General features: G+C 44.0%; 18 protein-coding genes. 14 read left to right on the plus strand and 4 right to left on the minus strand.

Annotated elements, in window-relative coordinates; genetic code table 11:
• The first annotated feature begins 47 nt into the window (after positions 1-47).
• Together SD449_RS17085 and SD449_RS17090 are read left to right on the plus strand one after the other, a co-directional pair.
• Entirely contained in the window at positions 48-4,391 is a 4,344-nt protein-coding gene (locus SD449_RS17085; protein ID WP_318312295.1) for a CusA/CzcA family heavy metal efflux RND transporter, read from the plus strand.
• A 2-nt stretch (positions 4,392-4,393) separates the two neighbouring features.
• Positions 4,394-5,518 (plus strand): efflux RND transporter periplasmic adaptor subunit, encoded by a 1,125-nt coding sequence (locus tag SD449_RS17090; protein ID WP_318312296.1) that lies wholly within the window; start codon positions 4,394-4,396, stop codon positions 5,516-5,518.
• A 4-nt stretch (positions 5,519-5,522) separates the two neighbouring features.
• On the opposite strand, the gene SD449_RS17095 is transcribed toward SD449_RS17090, so the two are convergent.
• Together SD449_RS17095 and SD449_RS17100 are read right to left on the minus strand one after the other, a co-directional pair.
• Entirely contained in the window at positions 5,523-6,344 is an 822-nt protein-coding gene (locus SD449_RS17095) for a ZIP family metal transporter (RefSeq protein ID WP_318312298.1), read from the minus strand.
• Complete coding sequence (locus tag SD449_RS17100) at positions 6,344-7,000, minus strand: metal-dependent transcriptional regulator (protein ID WP_318312300.1); 657 nt, start codon at positions 6,998-7,000, stop codon at positions 6,344-6,346. Before SD449_RS17100 ends, SD449_RS17095 begins: the two co-directional genes overlap by 1 nt.
• 80 nt (positions 7,001-7,080) lie before the next feature.
• Here SD449_RS17100 and SD449_RS17105 point away from each other — a divergent pair, with 80 nt between their 5' ends.
• The gene (locus SD449_RS17105) at positions 7,081-9,351 is read left to right on the plus strand and encodes a TonB-dependent receptor (RefSeq protein ID WP_318312302.1); all 2,271 of its coding nucleotides are present in this window, start codon (positions 7,081-7,083) and stop codon (positions 9,349-9,351) included.
• On the plus strand, positions 9,290-10,555 hold the full coding sequence (locus SD449_RS17110; RefSeq protein ID WP_318312304.1) for a lycopene cyclase family protein: 1,266 nt from the start codon (positions 9,290-9,292) through the stop codon (positions 10,553-10,555). The genes SD449_RS17105 and SD449_RS17110 overlap by 62 nt, the downstream gene beginning before the upstream one ends.
• Here the strand turns inward: SD449_RS17110 and SD449_RS17115 are convergent.
• Positions 10,552-11,535, minus strand: coding sequence for a polyprenyl synthetase family protein (locus SD449_RS17115; protein WP_318312306.1), 984 nt, complete (start codon positions 11,533-11,535; stop codon positions 10,552-10,554). The genes SD449_RS17110 and SD449_RS17115 overlap by 4 nt on opposite strands.
• Before the next feature lie 175 nt (positions 11,536-11,710).
• Between SD449_RS17115 and SD449_RS17120 the strand changes: the two genes are divergently transcribed.
• The 7 genes from SD449_RS17120 (at position 11,711) to SD449_RS17150 (ending at position 19,541) form a co-directional block, all read left to right on the plus strand.
• On the plus strand, positions 11,711-12,259 hold the full coding sequence (locus SD449_RS17120; RefSeq protein ID WP_318312308.1) for an RNA polymerase sigma factor: 549 nt from the start codon (positions 11,711-11,713) through the stop codon (positions 12,257-12,259).
• Positions 12,249-12,674 carry a hypothetical protein gene (locus SD449_RS17125; protein WP_318312310.1) on the plus strand — a complete coding sequence of 142 codons (426 nt, stop codon included), beginning with the start codon at positions 12,249-12,251 and terminating at the stop codon, positions 12,672-12,674. The genes SD449_RS17120 and SD449_RS17125 overlap by 11 nt, the downstream gene beginning before the upstream one ends.
• Positions 12,664-12,813, plus strand: coding sequence for a hypothetical protein (locus tag SD449_RS17130; protein WP_318312311.1), 150 nt, complete (start codon positions 12,664-12,666; stop codon positions 12,811-12,813). The genes SD449_RS17125 and SD449_RS17130 overlap by 11 nt, the downstream gene beginning before the upstream one ends.
• Positions 12,814-12,903: 90 nt before the next feature.
• Positions 12,904-13,509: a TetR/AcrR family transcriptional regulator gene (locus SD449_RS17135; RefSeq protein WP_318312312.1), complete on the plus strand. Its 606-nt coding sequence runs from the start codon at positions 12,904-12,906 to the stop codon at positions 13,507-13,509.
• On the plus strand, positions 13,510-14,841 hold the full coding sequence (locus tag SD449_RS17140) for a TolC family protein (RefSeq protein ID WP_318312313.1): 1,332 nt from the start codon (positions 13,510-13,512) through the stop codon (positions 14,839-14,841).
• A gap of 17 nt (positions 14,842-14,858) precedes the next feature.
• On the plus strand, positions 14,859-16,037 hold the full coding sequence (locus SD449_RS17145; protein WP_318312315.1) for an efflux RND transporter periplasmic adaptor subunit: 1,179 nt from the start codon (positions 14,859-14,861) through the stop codon (positions 16,035-16,037).
• Positions 16,038-16,046: 9 nt separating this feature from the next.
• Complete coding sequence (locus SD449_RS17150; RefSeq protein WP_318312316.1) at positions 16,047-19,541, plus strand: efflux RND transporter permease subunit; 3,495 nt, start codon at positions 16,047-16,049, stop codon at positions 19,539-19,541.
• A gap of 69 nt (positions 19,542-19,610) precedes the next feature.
• Here SD449_RS17150 and SD449_RS17155 read toward each other — a convergent pair whose 3' ends face one another.
• Positions 19,611-19,961 (minus strand): toxin-antitoxin system YwqK family antitoxin, encoded by a 351-nt coding sequence (locus tag SD449_RS17155; RefSeq protein ID WP_318312317.1) that lies wholly within the window; start codon positions 19,959-19,961, stop codon positions 19,611-19,613.
• Between the two features lie 366 nt (positions 19,962-20,327).
• On the opposite strand from SD449_RS17155, the gene aspS reads away from it, so the two are divergent.
• The 3 genes from aspS to SD449_RS17170 all read left to right on the plus strand — a co-directional run bounded on the left by aspS (position 20,328) and on the right by SD449_RS17170 (position 24,185).
• The gene (aspS, locus tag SD449_RS17160) at positions 20,328-22,076 is read left to right on the plus strand and encodes an aspartate--tRNA ligase (protein ID WP_318312319.1); all 1,749 of its coding nucleotides are present in this window, start codon (positions 20,328-20,330) and stop codon (positions 22,074-22,076) included.
• A gap of 64 nt (positions 22,077-22,140) precedes the next feature.
• Entirely contained in the window at positions 22,141-23,925 is a 1,785-nt protein-coding gene (locus SD449_RS17165; RefSeq protein WP_318312321.1) for a chloride channel protein, read from the plus strand.
• Positions 23,922-24,185 (plus strand): hypothetical protein, encoded by a 264-nt coding sequence (locus tag SD449_RS17170; RefSeq protein WP_318312322.1) that lies wholly within the window; start codon positions 23,922-23,924, stop codon positions 24,183-24,185. The genes SD449_RS17165 and SD449_RS17170 overlap by 4 nt, the downstream gene beginning before the upstream one ends.
• Positions 24,186-24,217: the final 32 nt, after the last annotated feature.

Below are 24,217 nucleotides of genomic sequence, written 5' to 3' on the forward strand. Positions count from 1 at the left end.
TTCTCAAGCTTTATTCTATTTAATAATGCTATCATTCTCTATGAATCATGTTTTCAAAAATTATAAACTTTAGCATAAAGAACAAGTTTATTGTTCTTTTGTTCACCGCGTTTATCGCCTTTGTCGGCCTCTATTCGCTATCACAAATACCTATCGGAGCTGTGCCCGATGTCACCAATAACCAAGTACAGGTTTTAACCACATCAAATCGACTTTCCACACAGGATATGGAAAAGTTCGTCACCTATCCCGTTGAGTTGGAAATGGCGAACCTTCCCGGTGTAAAGGAAATAAGGTCGGTTTCCAAATTCGGCCTATCGGTAGTCACCATTGTCTTTGAGGACGACATGGGTACCTATCTGCCAAGACAGCTCATTGCCGAAAAAATAAAATCAGCATCCAGCCGAATCCCCGAAGGTTTTGGAACCCCCGAAATGGGCCCTATCACCACAGGATTGGGGGAGATTTATCAATACGTATTGGATGTTAAACCCAAGTATAAAGACCAGTACTCTTCCACCGAGCTGCGCACCATCCAAGATTGGATCGTAAAACGTCAGCTTTCGGGTATTCCAGGTGTGGTCGAGGTAAATACTTGGGGAGGACACCTCAAGCAGTACGAAGTGGCCATCCAAACCCAAAAGCTTAACGCTTTCAATATTACCGCAAGGGAGATTTTTACCGCATTGGAAAAAAATAACAATGTTACTGGCGGAGGTTATATCGAAAAAGTGAACCAAGCCTATTTTATTCGTGGGGAAGGTTTGGTGAGCAGCCTTAAGGACATCGAGGATATTGTCGTGACCACAAGGAACAGCATCCCCATTTATATCAAGGATGTGGCCAAAGTTGGTTTTGGAAGCGCGCCCCGTTTTGGGGCCATCACTGGAAATGGAGAGGGCGAAAAAGTGCTCGGCCAGATAATGATGCTCAAGGATGCCGATTCCAAACGCGTTATCGAAGCAGTAAAAGAACGAGTGGCAGCCATCTCGGAATCGCTACCCGAAGGGGTTTACATCAACCCATTTTTGGACCGTAGCGAACTTATCGGAAGAACAACCTTCACCGTTACAGAAAACTTGGTATTGGGTTGCTTGATTGTGATTTTCGTGGTGGTGTTGCTCTTGGGCAACTGGCGGTCAGGGCTTGTAGTAGCTTCAGTAATTCCTCTTTGCCTCCTGTTTGCCCTCACCTTGATGAACACTTTTGGGGTCGATGCCAACTTGTTGAGCCTTGGGGCCATCGACTTTGGTATCATTATAGACGGAGCGGTGATTATTGTCGAGTACATTGCGTTTCAGATTACACGGCGCCAAACCGAGCTTGCCAATCTGGGTAAGGAAGCTACTCAAACCATGAAGGATAAAATAACTGTGGAGGGAGCCACCAAAATGATGAACTCCGCCGTATTTGGACAGCTCATTATTTTGATTGTTTTCATCCCTATCCTATCACTCAGCGGTGTGGAAGGCAAAATGTTCAAGCCTATGGCACTTACCTTCAGTTTTGCTCTTTTGGGCGCCGTTTTATTGTGCTTTACCTATGTGCCCGTTGCATCTGCCCTATTTTTGAAACCATCCAAAGAATCTTCCAAGAACATATCCGTTCGTTTGGTCAACTGGATCAACAAGCAATACGAGCCCGTTATCGAATGGGCCATGAAAAGCAAAAAATTGGTGCTTTCCATCGCTGCGGCTTTGTTGGTCGGAGCCATTTTGCTGTTCTCCTCAATGGGTGGGGAATTTGTGCCGACTCTGGACGAGGGTGATTTTGTGATTCAACCTGTATTAAAAACGGGGACATCCTTGGCAAAGACCGTGGAGACGACCACCAAAATCGAAAAAATCCTCCTAGATCAATTTCCTGAGGTGAAACAAGTGGTAAGCCGTATCGGTGCTGCAGAAGTACCCACCGACCCCATGTCCATGGAGGAGAGCGATGTGATCATTTCCCTGAAACCTAAAGATGAATGGGTCTCGGCGGAAACCAAGGATGAACTGGCCGACAAGTTCAAGGAAGCTCTAGCCGTGATCCCAGGAATGGAAGTAGAATTTACCCAGCCCATTGAAATGCGCTTCAATGAATTGATCACGGGAGTACGGGCCGATATTGCCATCAAGATTTTTGGGGAGAATCTGGAAATATTGAACAAAAAGGCCAACGAGATCAAAGACCTTATCCAAGATGTGGAAGGGGCCTCGGACATCATTGTTGAAAAAGTAGAAGGGCTTCCACAGATGAACGTAGCCTTCGACCGTGCCAAAATTGCACGTCACGGGCTCAACATTGCCGACCTCAACGAAATGATCTCGATGGGCTTTGCAGGTAAGGTCGTTGGAAGCATATTTGAGGGAGAGCGGCAATTTGACCTTGCCGTTCGGTTGGATGCCGAGAATCGTCAGGATATTTCCAACCTCAGAAACCTTTATGTGGATATTCCCAATGGCGGAAAAATCCCGATGAGCGAACTTGCCGAGATCACTTATCAAAAAGGGGCTGCAAAAATTTCTCGGGATGATACCAAACGACGGATTGTTGTGGGTATCAACGTAAGAAATCGTGACCTTCAATCCGTTGTTGACGATGTGCAACTATTGGTCAACGAGAACATCTCGTTACCGCCAGGCTATACCATTACCTACGGCGGCCAGTTCGAAAACCTTCAAAATGCAAAAGCAAGATTGATGATTGCCGTGCCCATTGCGTTGTTGCTCATCTTCATCATGCTCTATTTTGCGTTCGGCTCGGTCAAGGAAGCTTTGCTTATTTTCTCCGCAATTCCACTTTCCGCAGTGGGAGGTATCCTCTTGCTTTGGCTTCGGGATATGCCATTTAGTATCTCCGCGGGTGTTGGATTTATAGCCTTATTCGGTATTGCCGTGTTGAACGGAATTGTATTGATAGAGCATTTCAAGGAACTCAAAGGAAAAGATTTTGATTCCATGGAAGACCTCATCAAGCAAGGTACCAAGGATAGACTACGTGCCGTATTGTTGACGGCTTCCGCAGCTGCTTTAGGTTTCTTGCCCATGGCCGTATCCACCAATGCAGGCGCCGAGGTGCAACGCCCCCTTGCCACGGTAGTTATTGGCGGATTGGTAACGGCCACCATGCTCACCTTGGTGGTTTTGCCCGTTTTATATGCATATACCCATAACATTAAATTCCGCGGAATGAGAAAAAGAAGAGAACGCAAAATGAACAAAAATGCACTGACTGTGCTATTGCTTTTAGTGACTGCTTCGGGATTCTCTCAAACCAAATTGGATCTGGAAGATTTGATGGCCCTTTCCTTGGAAAACAATAAGGGCATCCAAGCAGGGTCTTTATTGGTAGATCAGGCGGAAACCCTTAAGGGAACCGCTTTTGAATTTGACAAAACAGCTATCTACTACCAGTATGATGAAAACAACTTGGCGCTAAATGGGGAACCATTAAAGGTTTTTGGTGCACAGCAACAATTTGAGTTCCCGACAGTGTACGGGGCCAAGAACAGGCTTCAAAAATCGAATTATGAGCTACAAAAATCATCGTTTGAGATACAGAAGAAGCAACTGTACCAATCGCTGAGCAATGCATACTATCAATACCAGACATTGAATCAAAAAGCAAAGCTTTACAGTACGCTGGATAGTATTTACAGCAAATTTGCCCATGCGGCCAACAGGCGTTTTGAGCTTGGCGAGACCAACTATCTGGAAAAGGTAACGGCCACGGCCAAGCAACGGCAGATTGCCAACACCTACTCCAAGATAAAGCAACAGATGTTGACCACTTATGGTCAGATCGTTAGTTTGGTGCAAAGTGAGGACAGTTTGCAGATTGTGGATGAAAAACCAGAAAAATTAACGGTAGTAAATGTTCAAGGAATGTTGGATACGGAAACCTCCTTTTTGGACCATCGGCAAGAGTTGAGCAATGCCAAAAAGAGTTTGGAGGAAAACAAATTGTTGCCCGACCTGAACCTTGAATATTTCCAAGGGACAAACGGTGGGCTAGGGACTTCACTTTACGGAATTCAATTGGGTGTCCGTGTCCCAATTTTCTTCTTTGGTCACAGTAGCAAGCTAAAATCATCCAAGATACAGACCAAGATCACGGAGATGGAAAACACCGAAATTTCCGTTGCCATGAACCAGCGCTATAAAACACTGTTGGGACAACTGGAGCAACAGGCCAAGGAACTCTCCTATTACGAGGACGAAGGTGGTCTACTTTCCGATCAAATTTTGAAAGCGGCCGCAGGAAACTTTCAAAATGGGGAAATCGACTTTTTCCAGTACATCCAAAGTTTGGAAAACGCCTACGACATCCAACTCAATTATTTGGATGTGCTCAACCAATACAATCAAACCGTAATCGCCATTAATTACTTGACAATAACATTATAACCATGAAACATATACTTCAATTCGCCGCTGTTTTCCTTCTATTGATGGGCTGCGGCAATAAGAACAGCGAAGCATCAGCTTCCGAAGAACAGGAGGAAGAAACAGGGATCGTGGTCTCGCAAGATCAATTCGATACCAACAACCTAACAATGGGTACGATGGAGAAAAGAACCTTCCCTAAAATGGTGGAAACCTCTGGTATGATAGATGTTCCGCCAGAAAACCGAGCCAGTGTCTCGGCCTTTATGGGCGGTTTTGTGAAACAGACATCGCTTCTGATCGGGGACAAAGTAAAAAAAGGACAGCTTTTGGTGGTCTTGGAAAACCAGGAATTTGTGCAAATGCAACAGGAATATCTCGAGGTATTCAACCAACTGGACTTTTTGAAAGCGGAGTTTGAACGGAACCAGACCCTTTTTGATGAACAGATCGCTTCCCAAAAGAATCTTCTTCAGGCCAAGAGCAATTACCAAACGGCCCAAGCCCGTTATCAAGGTTTAGGGGAGCAACTGCGAATGCTCAACATCTCGCCCAGCAATGTGGAAAAAGGAATTATCTCATCCCAAGCTTCAATTTACGCCCCGATTTCGGGCAGCGTCACAAAAATGAACGTGGCCAAGGGAAGCTATGTCTCACCTGCCACCGAAATATTGGAAATCGTCGACAACGAACATGTGCACCTGGAACTCACGGTCTTTGAAAAGGACATTCTAAAAGTGAAGAAGGGACAAAAGATCCAGTTTAGGATTCCAGAGGCATCCGAAGAGGCCTTTAATGCAGAGGTGCATTTGGTGGGCACTTCCATTGACAACGCCAAACGAACCATAAAAGTCCACGGACACTTGGAGCACGAAGAAGGAACCTTTCTTCCAGGTATGTTCGTGGATGCCATGATCATGACGGATACCATCAAAACTTGGTCATTGCCCGAAGAGGCCATAATCGAATCAGAAGGCAACCACTACGTGCTTAAATTGATAGCAAAAAAAGACGGGGGCTACACTTTTGATAGGGTAGCTGTAAAACAGGGCGGCACCTTTGACGGGTATACCGAGATCATCTCTAACGAACTGAAGGAAACAGACCAGTTCCTGACCAAGGGCGTCTTTGATCTGATCGGGGGATAAGAACCTACCCCAGGCCTACGTCCAAGGTCATCATAATAATGAATCCGCCGATAAAACCCATTGTGGCGATATCGGTGTATTTGTCTTGTTGTGTTTCGGGAATCACTTCTTCCACAACCACAAAGATCATCGCACCCGCAGCAAACGAAAGCGCGTATGGAAGAATGGGTTCAAATGTCAATACGGCCCAAGCGCCCAAAACACCAGCAATAGGTTCCACCAGAGCAGAGGCTTGACCGTACATCCAACTCTTTCTTCGGCTGAGACCATGTCTACGCATGGGCACTGCAACGGCAAAACCTTCTGGAAAGTTTTGCAGACCGATACCCAAGGCCAAAGCAACGGCACCACCAATGGTAGCACCTTCAAAACCTGAGGCTACACCTCCAAAAAGAACGCCGACGGCCAATCCTTCGGGGATATTGTGCAAGGTAATGGCCAAGACCAATAGCGTGGTGCGGTGCCAGGGTGTCTTTACTCCCTCCGCTTCGTCTATTTTGAAATTGATATGGACATGGGGCAAAATTTTATCAAGTCCAAAAATAAAGGCAGCACCCGTTAAAAACCCAACGGCTGCTGGAATCACTTTAACAAAACCGTCGCCAGGACTCATTTCAATGCCAGGCGCCAACAAACTCCAAAAACTGGCGGCGACCATAACCCCTCCGGTAAAGCCCAACATGCCATCCATCAGGGCACGATTCGGGCTTTTGAACAAAAAAACCAGTCCTGCGCCCGCAGCCGTTAAACCCCAAGTAAAAAGCGTCGCATACAATGCGGCCAATACGGGGTCTATTTCTTGAAAATACTGTATTACTTGTTCCATCAATCGTTCTTTTTTACGTAAAGGTTAGCTGCTATTTGGTGTGATATGCGCATTTCCTTGCCTTCCAATTGAATGCGGAGGGAATTATCAAAATCTTCTTTGTCGATTACTTGAATCGTGTTCCCCAAGGCAATATTGTTCTTGTCCAAAAACTTAAGAAAGGGTACCGAAGAATCTTTTACCCCAACACATATTCCTTTGGAATTGATGGGCATTTCGCTGAGCAATTTTTCATCCCGTTCCTGAAACTTCCCATCCTTGGTTGGAATGGGGTCCCCATGTGGATCGTATTTGGGAAAATCAAGAAGTTCATCGAGCTTATCGATCAACTTTTCACTTTTGATGTGTTCCAGTTGTTCGGCCACTTCGTGCACTTCATCCCAAGTAAAATCTAATTTTTCTACCAAGAAAACCTCCCACAATCGGTGCTTTCTAATAATGGACAAGGCGGTTTTTATTCCTGCATTTGTTAAAGAAACGCCCTGATATCGGACATAATCCACCAATCCCTTTTCCGATAATTTCTTGGCCATATCGGTCACGGAGGATGGTTTGGTCTCCATCTGCTCGGCAATGGCATTGGTGGTAATGGACTTGGCATCGCCACCGCCCAAATGAAATATCGTCTTTAAATAATTTTCCTCTGATCGGGTCATCAAAAAAACATTTTATCAAAAATACATTTTTATTTGACAAAATCTATTTTTAGATTTGTCTAAATTTAATTTTATGCTAATTGAAATCAATCTGTAAACATATCACTTTCTTTTGTATAGCCTTGATAAGCAGTTACTCTTTTGCCCAAACCGCATCTTTAAACGGAAAGGTTACCGACAACGGAGAGGCTTTGCCACTTGTAAATGTATTGCTGAAAGGCACGGAAATTGGTACCGCTACGGATATTGATGGTGTATTTGAGTTGACCGACATTCCATCGGGAGATTATATGGTATTGGTGACATCATTGGGGTATCAGCCCTATCAAACCAAAATCAATTTGGCGGCGGGAGCTCATAAAACCATCAACATACAGCTCGAAGCTTCTGCACAAAGTTTGGAAGAAACTGTGGTGACGGGCACCCTTAAACCTGTTAGCCGATTGGAAAGTCCAGTACCCGTAGAGGTTTACTCCCCTGCTTTTTTGAAAAAGAATCCCACAGCCAGCGTTTTTGATGCGCTCCAAAATGTGAACGGGGTTCGACCACAGATCAATTGCAATGTGTGCAACACGGGCGATATCCACATCAACGGATTGGAAGGGCCTTATACCTTGGTTCTTATTGATGGAATGCCCATTGTGAGTGGTTTGGGTACGGTCTACGGACTCACTGGCATCCCAAACTCGCTGATCGAGCAGATTGAAATCGTGAAAGGGCCTGCGTCTTCACTTTATGGCAGCGAAGCTGTGGGCGGATTGATTAACATCATCACAAAAAAAGCCATTAGTGCTCCGGAGTTCTTTGCTGATGGCTTTGCTACAGGCTGGGGCGAATACAATTTGGATGTGGGCAGCAAAATATCCGTCAGTGATAAAACAAACCTGCTTTTGGGCATCAACTACTTTAATTACGATGTTCCTGTGGACAACAATGGCGACAATTTTACAGATCTTACCCTGCAAGATCGTATTTCGCTATTTCAAAAATGGGATTTTGAACGAGAGCATAACCGTTTGCTCTCGTTGGCTGGGCGCTTTTTTTATGAAGATCGCTGGGGCGGAGAAATGCAATGGACCCCAGAGTATCGTGGCGGGGATGAGATTTATGGGGAAAGCATCTATACAAGACGTTGGGAGCTGTTGGGCAAGTATCAGTTGCCGTTTGAGGAAAAGTTTCTCCTCTCCTTCTCCTATAACGACCACAACCAAAACTCGGTATATGGCGACACAGAGTACTTGGCCGACCAGCGTATTGGTTTTGCCCAACTGACCTGGGACAGGACTGCTGGGAACCATGATTTGCTATTTGGGAGCGCGGTTCGTTATAATTACTATGATGACAATACGCCAGCGACCACCGAGGCGGACAAGATTTGGATTCCCAGTGTATTTGCACAGGATGAATACTCCTTTGCTCCCAAACATTCTTTTTTGGCAGGCCTGCGGTATGATTATGATCAAAGGCACGGCAATATTCTAACCCCGAGGGCCGCGTACAAATGGAAGATTTCCGACAATGATATTTTCCGTGTAAATGCAGGGACAGGGTTTCGCGTGGTCAACTTGTTTACCGAGGAGCATGCCGCGCTTACAGGATCCAGGGAGGTGATCATTGCCGAAGAACTGAAGCCAGAGCGGTCTGTAAATGTCAACCTTAACTATTTGAAAAAGATTTATAGCGACAACGGTACCTTTATTGGTCTGGATGCCTCTGCCTTTTACACGCGATTCTCGAACGTGATCTTGCCCGATTATGAGACCAATGCCAACCAGATCATTTATGATAATCTGGATGGTAAATCCGTTTCTCAAGGGGTAAGCGCCAACGTGGACATTGCCTTTCCGAGCAGTTTTAAGATCATGGTGGGAGCTACTTGGCAGGATGTAAGCAGCACCGAAAATGGGGTGACCCAACAGCAGATCCTTACCGAAAGTATTACCGCTACGTGGAACCTATCGTACACTTTTCGATCACTCCACCTAACGGCCGATTATACGGGCAATTTATATGGCCCGATGCGCTTGCCGCTATTGGGCGATTTAGACCCACGAAGCGAATACTCCCCTACCTGGAGCATCCAGAACATCCAATTTACCTACAAAGCACTGAACAATTTTGAATTCTATGGAGGCATTAAAAATTTGTTGGACTGGACACCGAACCGTGGCAACCCTTTTATTATCGCCCGCGCCAACGACCCGTTTGATAGAGAAGTGACATTTGACAGCAATGGCAATGCCGTAGCTACACCAAATAATCCCTACGCGCTTACCTTTGACCCTGCTTATGTGTACGGACCCAATCAAGGGATTCGTGGGTTCTTTGGGTTACGGTACACGGTTTTTTAGCCAGAAAGATTTTGATTGGGCCATCTATAAATATCTGACTCCCTACCTTATCTTTGAAACCATGCCCAGTTACGATTACATCATTATAGGAGCGGGAGCCGCTGGACTTTTATTGGCCGATGCCTTGGGCAAGGATAATTTCTTTGCTTCCAAATCCATTTTAGTGTTGGACAAGGACGATAAATCCAGGAACGACCGTACCTGGTGTTTTTGGGAACGTGGCAAAGGCGAATACGATGAGTTGATCCATAAAACTTGGGACTCAATATATGTGGGCGGGCAGAAGCTTCAAAAGTCAACTTCCATTGCGCCCTACACCTATAAAATGCTTCGTGGTATTGACTTTTACAACCACTTTTTATCTAAGGTAAAGGCATATCCGAACATCACTTGGGCGCAGGAAGAAGTGCAACACATCGAAGAACAGGAAAACGAAGTTTTGGTTACCACTTCCTCTCAGGAATATTTGGGACAAACGGTGTTTTCCAGCCTCTATGATCCGTCTCTCCCGTTAAAACAAAGTAAACACCCCGTTTTACAACAACACTTCGTAGGATGGCAAATAAAAACCGAACAGTCGGTATTTAATTCAAAAGAGGCTACTTTTATGGATTTTTCGGTGGAGCAGAAAGGCAACACACGATTTATGTATGTGCTCCCCCAATCCAATACCGAAGCCTTGGTGGAATATACCTTGTTTTCCGAGCACCTCTTGGAAAAAAGGGAGTACGAGGAAGCCATCAAAAAGTACATTGCCACAAATCTTGGGAATACTCCTTATACTATTGAAGAAACCGAATTCGGCAGTATTCCAATGACCTGCTATCCGTTTCATCAACATAATACCAATCGGATTTTTAATATAGGAATTGCAGGTGGATGGGCCAAACCAAGTACGGGCTATACCTTTTACAATACCAGTAGACAAATCCCGAAATTGGTGGAACATTTAAAAACGGGCAAGCCGTTGACAGAATTCAATCAAAAAAGTAGGTTTCTCTTCTACGATATGCTCTTGTTGGATATTTTGTACGAGAACAACCACTTGGGACATGAAATTTTCGAGTCCATGTTCAAACGAAGAAAGGCTTCATTGATCTTAAAATTCCTCGAGAATGAAACCAATTTGTGGGAAGAGCTCAGAATAGTAACGGCGCCCAAACCCATGCCGTTTATCAAAGCACTTTTTAAAAGGCTTTTCTAGACGGTCCGCTCCATCAAACTTTCGCCGAATTGCTTTAGCAAAGCCTTGTTTTTCTCTGGTAGTCCTGTTCCCGCCAAGGCATCGAATGCCTTTTGGGTAAAACTTTTTATCGCTTTTTTGGTTTCTTCCACTGCGCCACTTTCTATAAAAATGGCCTTTACCGCTTCCACTTTAGTGGTAGAATCTTCAGGTTTTATGGAATATAGATGCAACAGACCCTCTTGATTATCCTTGGAGGCTTTTTCGAGGGACTTTAGGTACAAATAGGTCTTTTTATTCTCCATGATATCTCCCCCGACCTGTTTGCCAAAAGTTTTAGGATCTCCAAAGGCATCCAAGTAATCATCCTGTAATTGGAAGGCAATACCCAGATTACGTCCAAATTCGTAGATGGCATCGGCATCTTTTTGGGATGCATTTGCCACAATGGCGCCCATCTTCATGGCGGCAGCGACCAAAACAGATGTTTTGTACTCTATCATTTTCAGATATTCGGGAATGGTAACATCATCACGTGTCTCAAAATCAACATCGTACTGCTGTCCTTCACAAACCTCCAATGCGGTTTTACTGAACAATTTCGTCAGTTCAAAATAGGTTTCGGTCGGATAGCCTTCAAAATATTGATAGGACAAAATCAACATGGCATCACCCGACAGGATTCCTGTGTTCACATCCCATTTTTCATGGACAGTGACCTTTCCCCGCCTCAACGGAGCATCATCCATAATATCATCGTGCACCAACGAAAAGTTATGGAACATCTCCACCGCCAATGCGGCGTCCATAGCATCTTCTGCTTTTCCACCAAAGGCTTCGGCGGTCATCAAAGTGAGTATGGGCCGCATGCGTTTTCCGCCCAAACCCAAAATATACTCCACGGGTTCGTAGAGGTTTTTGGGCTCCGCCAACTTGGTTCTTGCTTTGAGATACGTAACAAACTGCTCCCTGTACTGACTAATGATATCGATATCTGACATGGAGCCAAAAATACATTCAAATATTCAATTTGTGATGGGCTTATGGTTTTAAAACCTGGATACAAAGTATCCAACCTTCCAAAAAAAAGAATCTTTTGAAAAAAAATTTTACAAAAACTGCAATGGAATAATTTTTCTTCGTCTCTATAAGTGAAAAGCAACCTGATCCAACTGAATGGCAGCCAAAACCGATAACCGTAACAACCTGACCGACTTCTTTAACGAGGAGTATGGCTCGCTGCGCTCTTATGTGCAGTCCAAGATCAGGGATACCTCGGAACGGGATGCAGAGGATATTGTACAGGATGTTGCGCTACGGATGTTTTCCCGATCGGATGATACAATACCCATTACCAATGTCGGGGGATTTGTATACAATGCCATACGGAACAGGATCATTGATATTATGCGTGGCAAAAAAGAACGGAAATTTTCTAGCGAGGATATTGACCGACAATGGCAAGAGTTTGCGGAAATTTTTTATGGGGATGCGGACAACCGCTACTCTCCAGAAATGGAACAAGCGCTAAAAAATGCAGTTGAAGATTTAAAGCCTACTTACAGGGATATCATCATCGCCATAGATTTTGAAGGGTATAGTTACAAACAAATAGCAGAAAAAACAGGAATACCACAGGGCACACTAATGTCTAGGAGGCATAGGGCCATGTCGGAATTATCAAAAAAATTGGAGAATTTAAAAGTACTGAGTTATGGAACATAAAAAAGAGTTTGAAAAAGCCGTAGAAAAAAAGGTGGAGAGCACCGTAAAAAAAGTAGTTAAGATCATTGCCATGGTCATATTGGGGATCATCATCTTCCTATTGGCCATTTATTTGCTGATGCGCCTTTGGAACTGGTTGATGCCCGACCTTTTTGGAGTGGGCACCGTTAACTACTGGCAGGCCTTGGGCATTTTTATTCTAGCCAAGCTTTTATTTGGCTTTGGAGGAGGCGGTGGAGGAAAAAACAAGGGCAGTTCCAGTCACAAAAAGAAACTTAAATCGTCCCATCCCTGTGGTTCCTTGCGAAGAGACTTTGATGAATGGACACATTACGATCAGTTCTGGAAAGAAGTAGGGGAAGACGCATTCAAGGCTTATGTAGAAAAAATCAAAAACGAAAATCATGATAAATAAGACAGAGAGTAATCAAAAAAAGAAGTATTTGCTTCAATTCAGCCCCTTTTTTTGGCGGTTGGGAAATATAAATGCTGGCACTGTGGACAAGGAGTCCCAACTTAGACCCGTGTTTGTGGATGGAAAAGAATCCAATTAAAACAAATAATCAATCCTTCATTAAAAAATTGTAATACTTTGGAAACTTTTTTTGTTTTTAAAGTTTCCATCTGTACATTTGGCCTTTGTTATGAAGGAAAACATTATTCAAAAAGCGGGCGAAATGTTCTTAAACCTAGGTTTTAAGAGCATTACCATGGACGATTTGGCAAACGAACTGGGGATATCCAAGAAAACGATCTATTCCCATTTCAAAAACAAAACGGATTTGGTGGAGCAGACGGCAATGTCGATGACCGATTTTATCGTGTGCGGCATAGACGATATCGTGGCGTTGCAAAAAAATCCTATTGAAGAGCTTTATGAGATCAAAAGGTTTGTGATGCTTCATTTAAAAGATGAAAAATCATCCCCACTGTACCAACTGCAGAAATATTATCCAAAAATCTATACCTCCCTTAAAAAGGTACAATTTGAATGCACCCACCGGTGTGTGGCCAAAAATGTAAAGCGTGGTGTGGAAATGGGTATTTACAGGGACAACCTGAATGTGGAATTTGTTTCCAGAATTTACTTTACCGGAATAACCAGTTTAAAGGACAACAGTCTGTTTCCTACGGAAATTTTTAGCAAGCCCGAATTAATGGATTATTATCTGGAATACCATTTAAGAGGCATTGTAACTCCGGAAGGAAGAAAAATACTCAACTCAATCATCAATTCAAATAATCAATAAATGCAAAAAACGTTAATCAGTCTATTCCTTATACTGCCGTGGTTGGCATCTGCACAAGATACCATCCCGAGCTTCAGCCTTAACCAGGCCATAACTTATGCATTGGAGCACAATTACAGTTCCATTAATGCAGAGCGTGATATTGTAGATGCCCAAAAGCAGAAGTGGGAGACCATTGCCACGGGACTTCCACAGATAAGTGGTTCTGTAAATTATCAGAATCAATTAAAACAGCCGGTTTCCCAGATTCCCGCTGAGTTTTTTGGCGGCGAACCCGGCACTTATGAAGAAGTGGTTTTCGGTCAGGCACAATCCATGTCTGCCACCGCCACATTACGCCAACAAATTTTTGATGGCTCCTATATTGTGGGCGTCCAAGCGACCAAGACCTTTCTACAATACAGCCAGAACAGCAAGGAAAAAACGGAGCTCGAAGTCCGTAAATCGGTCGTGGAAGCTTATGGCAACGTGCTGTTGGCCAAGGAAAGCGTCCAGATTTCGGAAAGAAACAAGGCCACCCTCGAAGAGAACCTTTATGAGACCAAGCGCATCTATGAAAATGGTCTGGGGGACGAGGAGAGTGTGGACCAATTGCAGATAACATTGGCGACTGTGGACAACCAACTCAAAAATGCCAGACGAATGGAGAAAATAACACTCCAGATGCTGAATTTGGTATTGGGACTTCCCATTGATGCACCCACTACACTGACCGAAAACTTGGACGACCTTACCCAAAGCCAAATTGACCTAGGGTTAATAGACACCGAATTCAACATAGAGAAAAATGTGGATTACAAAATGGCTCTCAACCTCAACGAGCAGCGTTTTTTAGAGTTGAAACTGGCCAAAAGTAGAGCGCTGCCCACCTTGAACGCCTTTGTCAACTATGGAGGGAATTCTTTTAGCAATGAGTTCAACTTTTTGAACAGTGGACAACAATGGTTCGGTTCCTCTATTTTGGGAGTGGACCTTAACATTCCCATTTTCAGTTCCTTGGGAAGAAGTGCCAGCACGCAGCGCGCCAAGATTGCACTGGAAAAGGCGAAGACACAGTTCACGGAGACCCAGGCACAGATACGTCTACAGTTGGAAAGTGCCAAGAGCGATTACATACTGGCCATAGAACAATATGGGACATCCAAGGACAATCTGGAATTGGCCGAGCGTATCGAAAAGAAAAACCAAATTAAGTATTCCGAAGGTTTAGCGACCAGTTTTGAATTGAGACAGGCCCAGACCCAATTGTATACAACCCAACAAGAGTATTTGCAATCCATGGTCGATGTGATCAACAAAAAGACCGAACTGGAAAACATCATAAATCAATAATCAAGAAACTCAATCACATGAAAAAAATAATACAACTATCGATACTTGGAGCACTCATCGTTGCGTGTGGCGGGAACAACAGCGTTGAAGGAGTTCTGGAAAGCAAGGACGTCGACGCCATAAGAGCCAAGCGAAACTCCATTAACGACGAACTTAAAACATTGGAGGAGCAGGTTAAAAAATTGGATGACGCCATCGCCGAACTCGATGGTAACGCAAAATTGCCACTGGTCTCCACTATAACGGTACAACCCGAAGAATTCCAACACTACTTGCAGCTGCAGGGAGATGTTATGACCGACCAAAACGTACTTGTGTATCCGGAAATGGCAGGAACCCTCTATCGCATTTATGTAAAGGAAGGCGATAGAGTGTCCAAAGGACAATTGTTGGCCTCTATTGACGATGGCGGACTTTCCAGCCAATTGGCACAGCTGAAAACGCAGGCCGAGCTGAGCAAGACCACTTTTGAACGCCAAAAACGGCTTTGGGAGCAGAATATCGGTTCAGAGATACAGTACCTTCAGGCCAAAACGAATTATGAAGCTCAGCAAAGTGCCGTAAAGCAATTGGAGAGCCAACTGGGAAAATCCTCCATACGTGCGCCCTTTAATGGCATTGTGGATGATATCATCAAAGATCAAGGTACCGTGGTAAGTCCCGGGCCGGGTTCCGAAGTATTCCGTATTGTAAACCTATCGGACATGTACATTGATGTAGAGGTACCGGAGTCCCACCTGCCCAATATCACCCCTGGGAAGGAAGTGGATGTATACTTTCCCGTATTGGGAGAATCTGTCTCCACCAAAGTTCGTCAAACAGGAAATTTTATCAACCCAAGCAATCGTTCTTTCCGGGTCGAGATACCCGTTCCCAATAAAAATGGAAGAATAAAGCCCAACCTGACCGCACAGGTAAAAATAAACGATTATACCAATGAAAATGCCATCCTTATTCCACAGAGTGTTGTTTCGGAAAATGCTGAAGGAGAGCAATATATATATGTGGTGAAGGAGGAAAACGGAGAAACCACGGCCAAAAAATCGATTATTGAACCGGGAAGGACACAGGGCGACTATCTGGAAGTTCTCAAGGGAATATCCGCAGGAAGTCAAGTCATTGTTGAAGGCGCCCGGAGCGTAAGGGACGGACAAGCCGTTAAAGTCCTGGATTCAACCAAAACAGCTAAAAAATAATCGACCCAAATGGAAAAAGCTAAAAAGAACGCAGATAAAGAATTTCGCCTTTCCTCATGGGCCATAGACAATCCGTCCGTGATCTATGTGATGATCGGCCTGTTCTTGGTTATTGGTCTATCCTCCTATTTTGCCATGCCGAGGGAAGATTTTCCAGAGGTGGAAGAAACCAAAATATACGTGAGCACAGTATATCCCGGTAACACTGCCGAGGATATGGAACGCTTGGTTACGGACCCTCTCGAGGATGTACTCAAAAACATCAGCAACGTGGTGGAGATTACTTCTACTTCACAGGAAGACTATTCCATGATCGTAGTTGAATTTGATGAGGATATCACCGTACAATATGCCAAGCAAAAAGTAAAAGATGAAGTTGATACCGAAAAGGCCGGTGAGGATTGGCCCATTTTCAACGGGGCAAAAGTAGAGCCCAACGTCTTTGACCTGAACTTGGCAGAATCCTTCCCGATAATGAACGTAAACCTTACGGGAGATTATCCGATTGAAAAATTAAAGGAATATGCCGAATATCTGGAGGATGAGATCGAGGACCTTCCCCAAATAAAGGAGGTCGATATCCGCGGGGCACAGGACAAGGAAGTGGAAGTTGCCGTGGACATCTACAAAATGATGGCCTCCCGAGTCAATTTTGACGATGTTATCCAAGCCATTTCCAATGGAAACATGACAATGTCCGCAGGAAACATGATCTCAAGCGGCCAACGGAGAACCATACGCATCTTGGGGGAAATTGAAAAACCCTCGGAACTTGAGAATTTCGTGGTCAAATCCGAAAATGGAGCGGTATACCTTCGGGATATTGCAACAGTTTCCTTTACAGAAGAGGACAAGACCACCTATGCCCGTGAACATGGTTCGCCCGTAGTTATGCTGGACATTAAAAAACGGTCCGGTAAAAATACGATAGAAGCATCGGAACGTATACGTGAATTGGTCGAAGATGCCAAGGAAAATTATTTTCCAAAGGACCTTACCGTGACCATTGCCAACGATTCCTCCAGCCGTACCTTGAACCAAGTGGACGACCTGGTGAACAACATCATTTTCGGTATTATCCTAGTGGTGACCGTCTTGATGTTCTTTTTGGGCTTTAGAAATGCACTGTTCGTTGGATTTGCCATTCCCATGTCCATGTTTATGTCCTTCATGATCCTTTCCGCACTGGGCTACACATTGAACACCATGATCTTATTTGGTTTGATCATGGGATTGGGTATGCTAGTAGATAACGGTGTGGTGGTCGTTGAAAACGTATATCGCCTCATGGAACAGGAAGGTATGTCCCGCAAGGAGGCAGCCAAAAAAGGTATCGGTGAGATCGCTATTCCCATTATTATATCCACGGCTACCACCGTGGCCGCATTTGTGCCCTTGGGTACATGGCCGGGCATTATGGGTGAATTTATGATCTTCTTCCCCATTACACTTTCCGTGGTATTGGGTTCATCATTGTTCGTTGCCATATTCATGAACTCCATGTTGGTATCGCAGTTTATGCAGATCGGCGAAAAGGAACTTACACGAAAACAACTTATCAGGCTCAGTTTGATCTTAGGCGGATTTGGATTGTTCATTTTCTTTGTTGGAGGTCCGGTTCGTGGTCTTGGCACCTTAATGATCGTAATCGGGATCATGTTCTGGATTTACAAGTATTTTTTAAAACCTTGGGCAAGACGCTTCCAGACCAAAAGTTTGGTGAATCTGGAAAACTGGTACGAGAATAGACTAAAACACGCCCTAAGGGGTAAAAATGTCTATTGGTATTTCAGCTTTACTTCCCTTCTGTTAGTCTTGTCTTTTGTTTTCTTCGGAATGTCATTGGGCTCCCAAAGGACAAAAGTGGAATTCTTTCCAGATAATACCCCCAATGAAATTTATGTGTACATCGAGTATCCACAAGGAACGGATATCGACAAGACCAATGCCATAACAAAAGATATCGAAGAAAGGGTATATGGCGTTACGGGAAGGGACAAATACACTGAAGGAGATTTTAACCTGCTTGTACAATCCAGCGTTTCCCAAGTGGGCAAAGGAGCAGAAAATCCTTTCACGGAGGGAGGTTCGGCCGCCGAAATGCCCCATCGTGGAAAAATAACGCTGTCCATGCGCGAATTTAAATACCGTGATGGATTGGATACCGAGGAACTCCGTCAACAAATTCAGGACACGCTGTCCGGTGTGTACCCTGGCGTAACCATTTCGGTGGAAAAGGATGCGGTAGGTCCTCCGGCAGGATATCCGATCAATATAGAGATCGAAGGTCAAAACTACGATACGTTGATCAGTACCGCGGAGCGCATGCGAAATTTCATCAACAGTAAGAACATTGCAGGGATCGAAGAACTAAAAATAGATGTGAACAAGGGCAAACCAGGCATGCAGGTCTCTGTGAACAGGGCAAAAGCAGGGGAATTGGGAGTGTCCGTAGGTCAGGTCGGCCAACAATTGCGAAGGTCCATCTTTGGTGACAAGGCCGGCATCTATAAAAAGGATGGAGAGGATTATGACATCAACGTCCGCTTTAATGAGGACCTTAGGTACAATAAAAGTGCATTGTTCAACCAAAACATTATTTTCAGGGACCCATCCAACGGCCAAATAAAGGAAATACCGGTTTCCGCAGTGGCCGACCAGAAGAACACCTCTTCGTTCAGCGCCATCAAACACGTGGATACTAAACGCGTGGTTACTGTGTACTCGGCATTGAAGCCCGGTTTTACGGATGCCGCTGCCATTGTTGACCAAATCCAAGAGGAAATGCAGGAGTTCAAGGAACTTCCTTCCGGGGTGAAGATTGATTATACCGGACAAATAGAGGAGCAAGAAAAACAAATGGCATTCCTGATGAGCGCCTTTTTCTTAGGATTGGGATTGATCATGCTTATTTTGGTTTTCCAGTTTGGGGGCATATCCAAGCCTGCCATAATCATGATGGCGATATTCCTAAGTTTTATCGGGGTATTCGGAGGATTGATCATTACAGGGTGGCCCTTTGTTATTATGATGACCATGATGGGAATTATCTCATTAGCGGGAATCGTGGTAAACAATGGGGTTGTATTGTTGGATTATGCCCAAATATTGATTGACCGAAAGAAGGTGAGCCTTGGTATTTCCGATGATGACCTATTGAATCGTGAAGACGTTACCGACGTTATCATCAAAGCAGGAAAAGCACGTTTAAGGCCGGTATTGCTAACGGCGATCACAACCGTTCTGGGATTGATTCCATTGGCAATAGGACTGAACATCAACTTTGTGAGCCTGTTTTCAGATTTTGACCCTCAAATTTATATGGGAGGTGACAACGTTATTTTCTGGGGACCTTTGGCCTGGACGGTTATTTTTGGTCTAGTTGTGGCCACGTTCCTAACATTGGTCATAGTTCCGGTTCTGTTCAATATCAGTTACCGACTTAAGATCAGGATCCAAAACTGGAGATCTAAGCATACTACTCCAGAAGTGATTTCAGAATAAACACTACGCATTGAAAACAAAAAAGCCCCGACCATGTGGTCGGGGCTTTTTTTTAACACTGAATTTAACTTATTGGTTTACCGTAACGGCATCGCCTTGGTTCCATTTTTTTACCTGAACCACGCGGTTGTCAGTAAAGTCAACCTCACTTAATACGTCGTTTTTCCAAAAAAACCATTTTCCGGTCTTTTCTCCATTGTCATATTGGCCGGTGGCTATCTTCTTACCTTCTACATTGAACATCACCCAATCACCATGCAACTTTCCGTTCAACATATAACCTGTTTGGGCTATTTCGCCATTGTCATGAAAATAAGTGGCTTTCACCATTTTTCCCATTTTTTCAAAGGTCGGCTTTGTATCTTGAGCAGATACGCAAACCACGAACATCACCGCCAAAAATAATACTGCTTTTTTCATATGTTATGGGATTTAATATTGTTAGTATCTATTTGATAACGTATCAAAGTTACTTAAATTTTACATTAATCACACATTTAGATAACTTTTAATTTACATTAAGTTAACTTTAAAACGGTATTTCACTGATTTTTAGCATTTTAAAATGTACCCAACATGTCATTTTCATGGGTTTTATCGAAGAATTTAACCTAACGTCACCCGTAAATTTACCTAAATGTAATGCTTATGTTAATTTAATGTTATGTGAAAATCACAAATCCAAGATCTTTTTTAACCCATTAAAAACCCTACTAATAGAAAATGTACATTACCTCTATATATTACCTACATTCCTATTAAATTTGCGCTCTCATAACAAACATCATGTACAGAAGCAATACTTGTGGTGCATTAAGAGCATCGGATATAGGTTCAGAGGTTATTTTAAGCGGGTGGGTCCACAAGCTACGCGACAAAGGTTTTGTTGCATGGGTGGATTTGCGCGACAGATATGGAATCACACAATTGGTGTTCGACGAAGAGCGCACTTCCAAGGAACTGCTTGAGCAGGCCCGGGAACTGGGTCGCGAAACCGTGATACAGGCCAAGGGAGAAGTCATAGAGCGTGCTTCCAAAAACCCGAATATCCCCACGGGAGAAATCGAAGTACTGGTCACCGAACTTACCATACTGAACAATTCCTTGCTCCCCCCCTTCACCATTGAAGATGAAACCGATGGCGGAGAGGACATACGAATGAAGTACCGTTATCTGGACATTCGCAGAAATCCAGTAAAGAACAAACTCATTTTTAGACATAAAGTGACCATGGAGGTCAGAAAATATCTGTCCGACCAAGGTTTTATTGATATTGAAACACCTTATTTGATAAAATCCACTCCTGAGGGCGCGAGGGACTTTTTGGTTCCGAGCCGCATGAACGAAGGCCAGTTTTATGCCCTTCCCCAATCTCCCCAGACTTTCAAACAATTGTTGATGGTCGGAGGAATGGACAAATATTTCCAAATTGTGAAATGTTTTAGGGACGAAGACCTTCGTGCCGATCGCCAGCCGGAGTTCACACAAATCGATTGTGAAATGGCGTTTGTGGAACAGGAAGACATCCTGAACACTTTTGAAGGTCTGACCAAGCATCTTCTAAAAGAAATCAAAGGTGTGGAAGTGGACAAATTCCCTCGCATGACCTACGATGATGCCATGCGACGATACGGGAACGACAAGCCCGACATCAGGTTCGGAATGGAGTTTGGCGAACTCAATGAAGTTGCACAGCACAAAGATTTCAATGTGTTCAATTCGGCCGAATTGGTTGTGGGTATTGCAATACCCGGGGCTGCGGAGTACACCAGAAAAGAAATAGATGGTCTAATCGATTGGGTCAAGAGACCTCAGGTAGGTGCCAAGGGAATGGTGTATGTAAAATGCAACGAAGACGGAACCTATAAATCATCTGTGGACAAATTTTATGACCAAGAGGATTTGGCCAAATGGGCAGAGACCACCGGAGCAAAACCTGGTGACCTTATCTGTGTACTTTCAGGCAACACCAACGAAACACGCGCCCAATTAAGCGCATTGCGAATGGAATTGGCAACACGCTTGGGCCTTAGAAAAGCAGATGAGTTCGCGCCATTATGGGTCGTGGACTTTCCATTGTTGGAACTGGATGAGGAAACCGGAAAATACCATGCCATGCACCATCCTTTCACTTCCCCAAAACCAGGTCAGTTGGAATTGCTGGACACAAAACCCGGAGAAGTAAAGGCCAACGCCTACGATTTGGTGCTGAACGGAAACGAAATTGGCGGTGGTTCCATACGGATCTATGACAAGGAGACCCAAGCGACCATGTTCAAACATTTGGGCTTTACTCCAGAAGAGGCCAAAGCACAATTCGGATTTTTGATGGATGCTTTCCAATATGGTGCACCTCCACACGGTGGCATAGCATTTGGTCTGGACAGATTGGTGGCGATTTTGGGCGGACAGGAGACCATTCGGGACTACATTGCATTCCCAAAGAACAATAGCGGACGCGATGTAATGATCGATGCCCCAGCGAACATTGACGACGAGCAACTAAAAGAGCTCCATTTAAAATTGGACTTGTGATATAAGAAAATCCCGTTTTGTAAGCGGGATTTTTTAATACTTTTAATCGGTATTACGGACCTCCATGCCCTACAGCAACAAAAAAGTGCTCACCCGATTCCTAAAATGGCGATATAGAAATATCTCCAATAGGACCTTTATTCAGATAATGAGCCTAATCGTAGGTTTTTTGGCAGGATTGGTCGCTGTTACCGTAAAAAATACAACGTATTTTATTGAATCACTGTTAAAAAAGGGCATCCTAATCTCGGAAAACCAATTATACTTCATACTACCCACCATAGGTCTAACCTTGGTCTACCTCTACGTAAAATTCATACATAAAGAGCCCTTACAACATGCCGTTTCCTCCATTATATTCTCCCTCTCGAAAAAACGGGGCCTGCTCAAACTAAAGGACATTTACACTCCTTTGATCACCGCTCCCCTCACCGTAGGTTTCGGTGGTTCTGTGGGTTTGTTGGGGCCAGCCGTAAAATCCGGTTCGGCGGTCAGTTCCAATTTGAGCCGATTTTTCCATATAGATGCAAAGACAAGGACGCTCTTGGTCGCTTGTGCATCCGCTGGGGCCATAGCCTCCATTTTCCAGTCTCCCATCGCAGCCATAATTTTTGCGGTCGAAGTTTTTACGTTGGATTTGACAATGATGTCCATGCTCCCTTTGCTTTTGGCTTCAATTTCAGGGGTACTTACCTCCTATTTCTTTTTGGGAAACGAAGTATTGTTCAGTTTTTCCCTCTCCGAAGGATTCAAACTGGAAGATACGGCCTTCTACGTTCTCTTGGGTGTGGGCACAGGTTTTGCATCCATTTATTTTACCAAAATGTACTTTGCGATTTTATCGCTTTTCAAAAAATTGAAAAGCCCGAAATACAAACTTTTGGTAGGTGGTGTTGCCATTGGAATAATGTTGTACGCCATTCCCCCACTCTATGGTGAAGGTTTCGGATTCATTAACAATCTGTTGGATGGCGACCATTTAAAAGCTCTGGGCACCACCCCTTTTGATGCCTTTACCGATAATATTTGGGTAGTAATAGCACTTCTGTTCGGAATCACCATTTTTAAGGCAATTGCCATGACCACCACCATAGGTGCCGGAGGAGCAGGAGGAGTGTTTATTCCAACCATGGTAATGGGCAGTGCATTGGGCAACGTTGTGGCCAAGGTCATCAACAATTTAGGGTTGGGGTTATCGGTTTCGGAAAGCAACTTTACATTGATCGGTATGGCAGGTCTCATTGCAGGGGTAATCCACGCACCCTTGACCGCAATTTTCTTGATTGCAGAAATTACAGGTGGATATCAACTCTTTGTCCCTCTAATGATTACAGCGGCAATCTCTTATTTGATAACCAAAAACGCCCTGGACTACACCATTTACACCAAGGAACTGGCCAAGATCGGAGCGCTCTTATCGCACAATAAGGACCAGATGGTACTTGGACTCATGGAAATGGACGATGTTGTCGAAAAGAATTTTAAGCCCGTTCACCCTAAAATGTCATTAGGAGAAATGCTCCATCAATCCGTGTCCAAGTCCAAAAGGAACCTGTTTCCCGTGCTGGATGATGAAAAGAAACTGATTGGAATCATTGTGCTGGATGACATAAGGCCCATGATGTTCGACACCGAACTCTATGACACGGTCTTTGTTAAAAATTTGATGCATGCACCGCCAGAGATTATCTTTTACGAAACGGACAATATGAAACAGGTGATGAAAAAGTTTCAGGACAGTGGTGCATGGAACCTGCCGGTCATCAAAAACGGCAAATATGAAGGGTTCATCTCCAAGTCAAAAATGTTGACCGCCTATCGAAGAAAATTAATCAATTATTCCCAATGAAAATCAAACTGAAACATATAATTTTTCTGATCATGCTGGCGTCTTTGGGTGCTATTTTTTATGGGCTTTCCATGGAAGAGGACCATCCTGCCGAGGCCCAAAAGTATATTGGCGGGGGCACAATAGGCCTTTTTTTGATTGCCATGCCGCTTTTTTTATGGAAAGAGAGCAAGGTTAAAAACATGAAAGATTATATGCTAACAAAGGAAAATATTAATAAAATGCAAGAAAAAGAGCGTGAAAAGTCTGAAAATCAATAATTTTCTCAAGATTTAAACCTCTTTTTATCCAA

Source organism: Flagellimonas crocea, assembly GCF_033441595.1.
GTDB classification, from domain to species: Bacteria; Bacteroidota; Bacteroidia; order Flavobacteriales; family Flavobacteriaceae; genus Flagellimonas; species Flagellimonas crocea.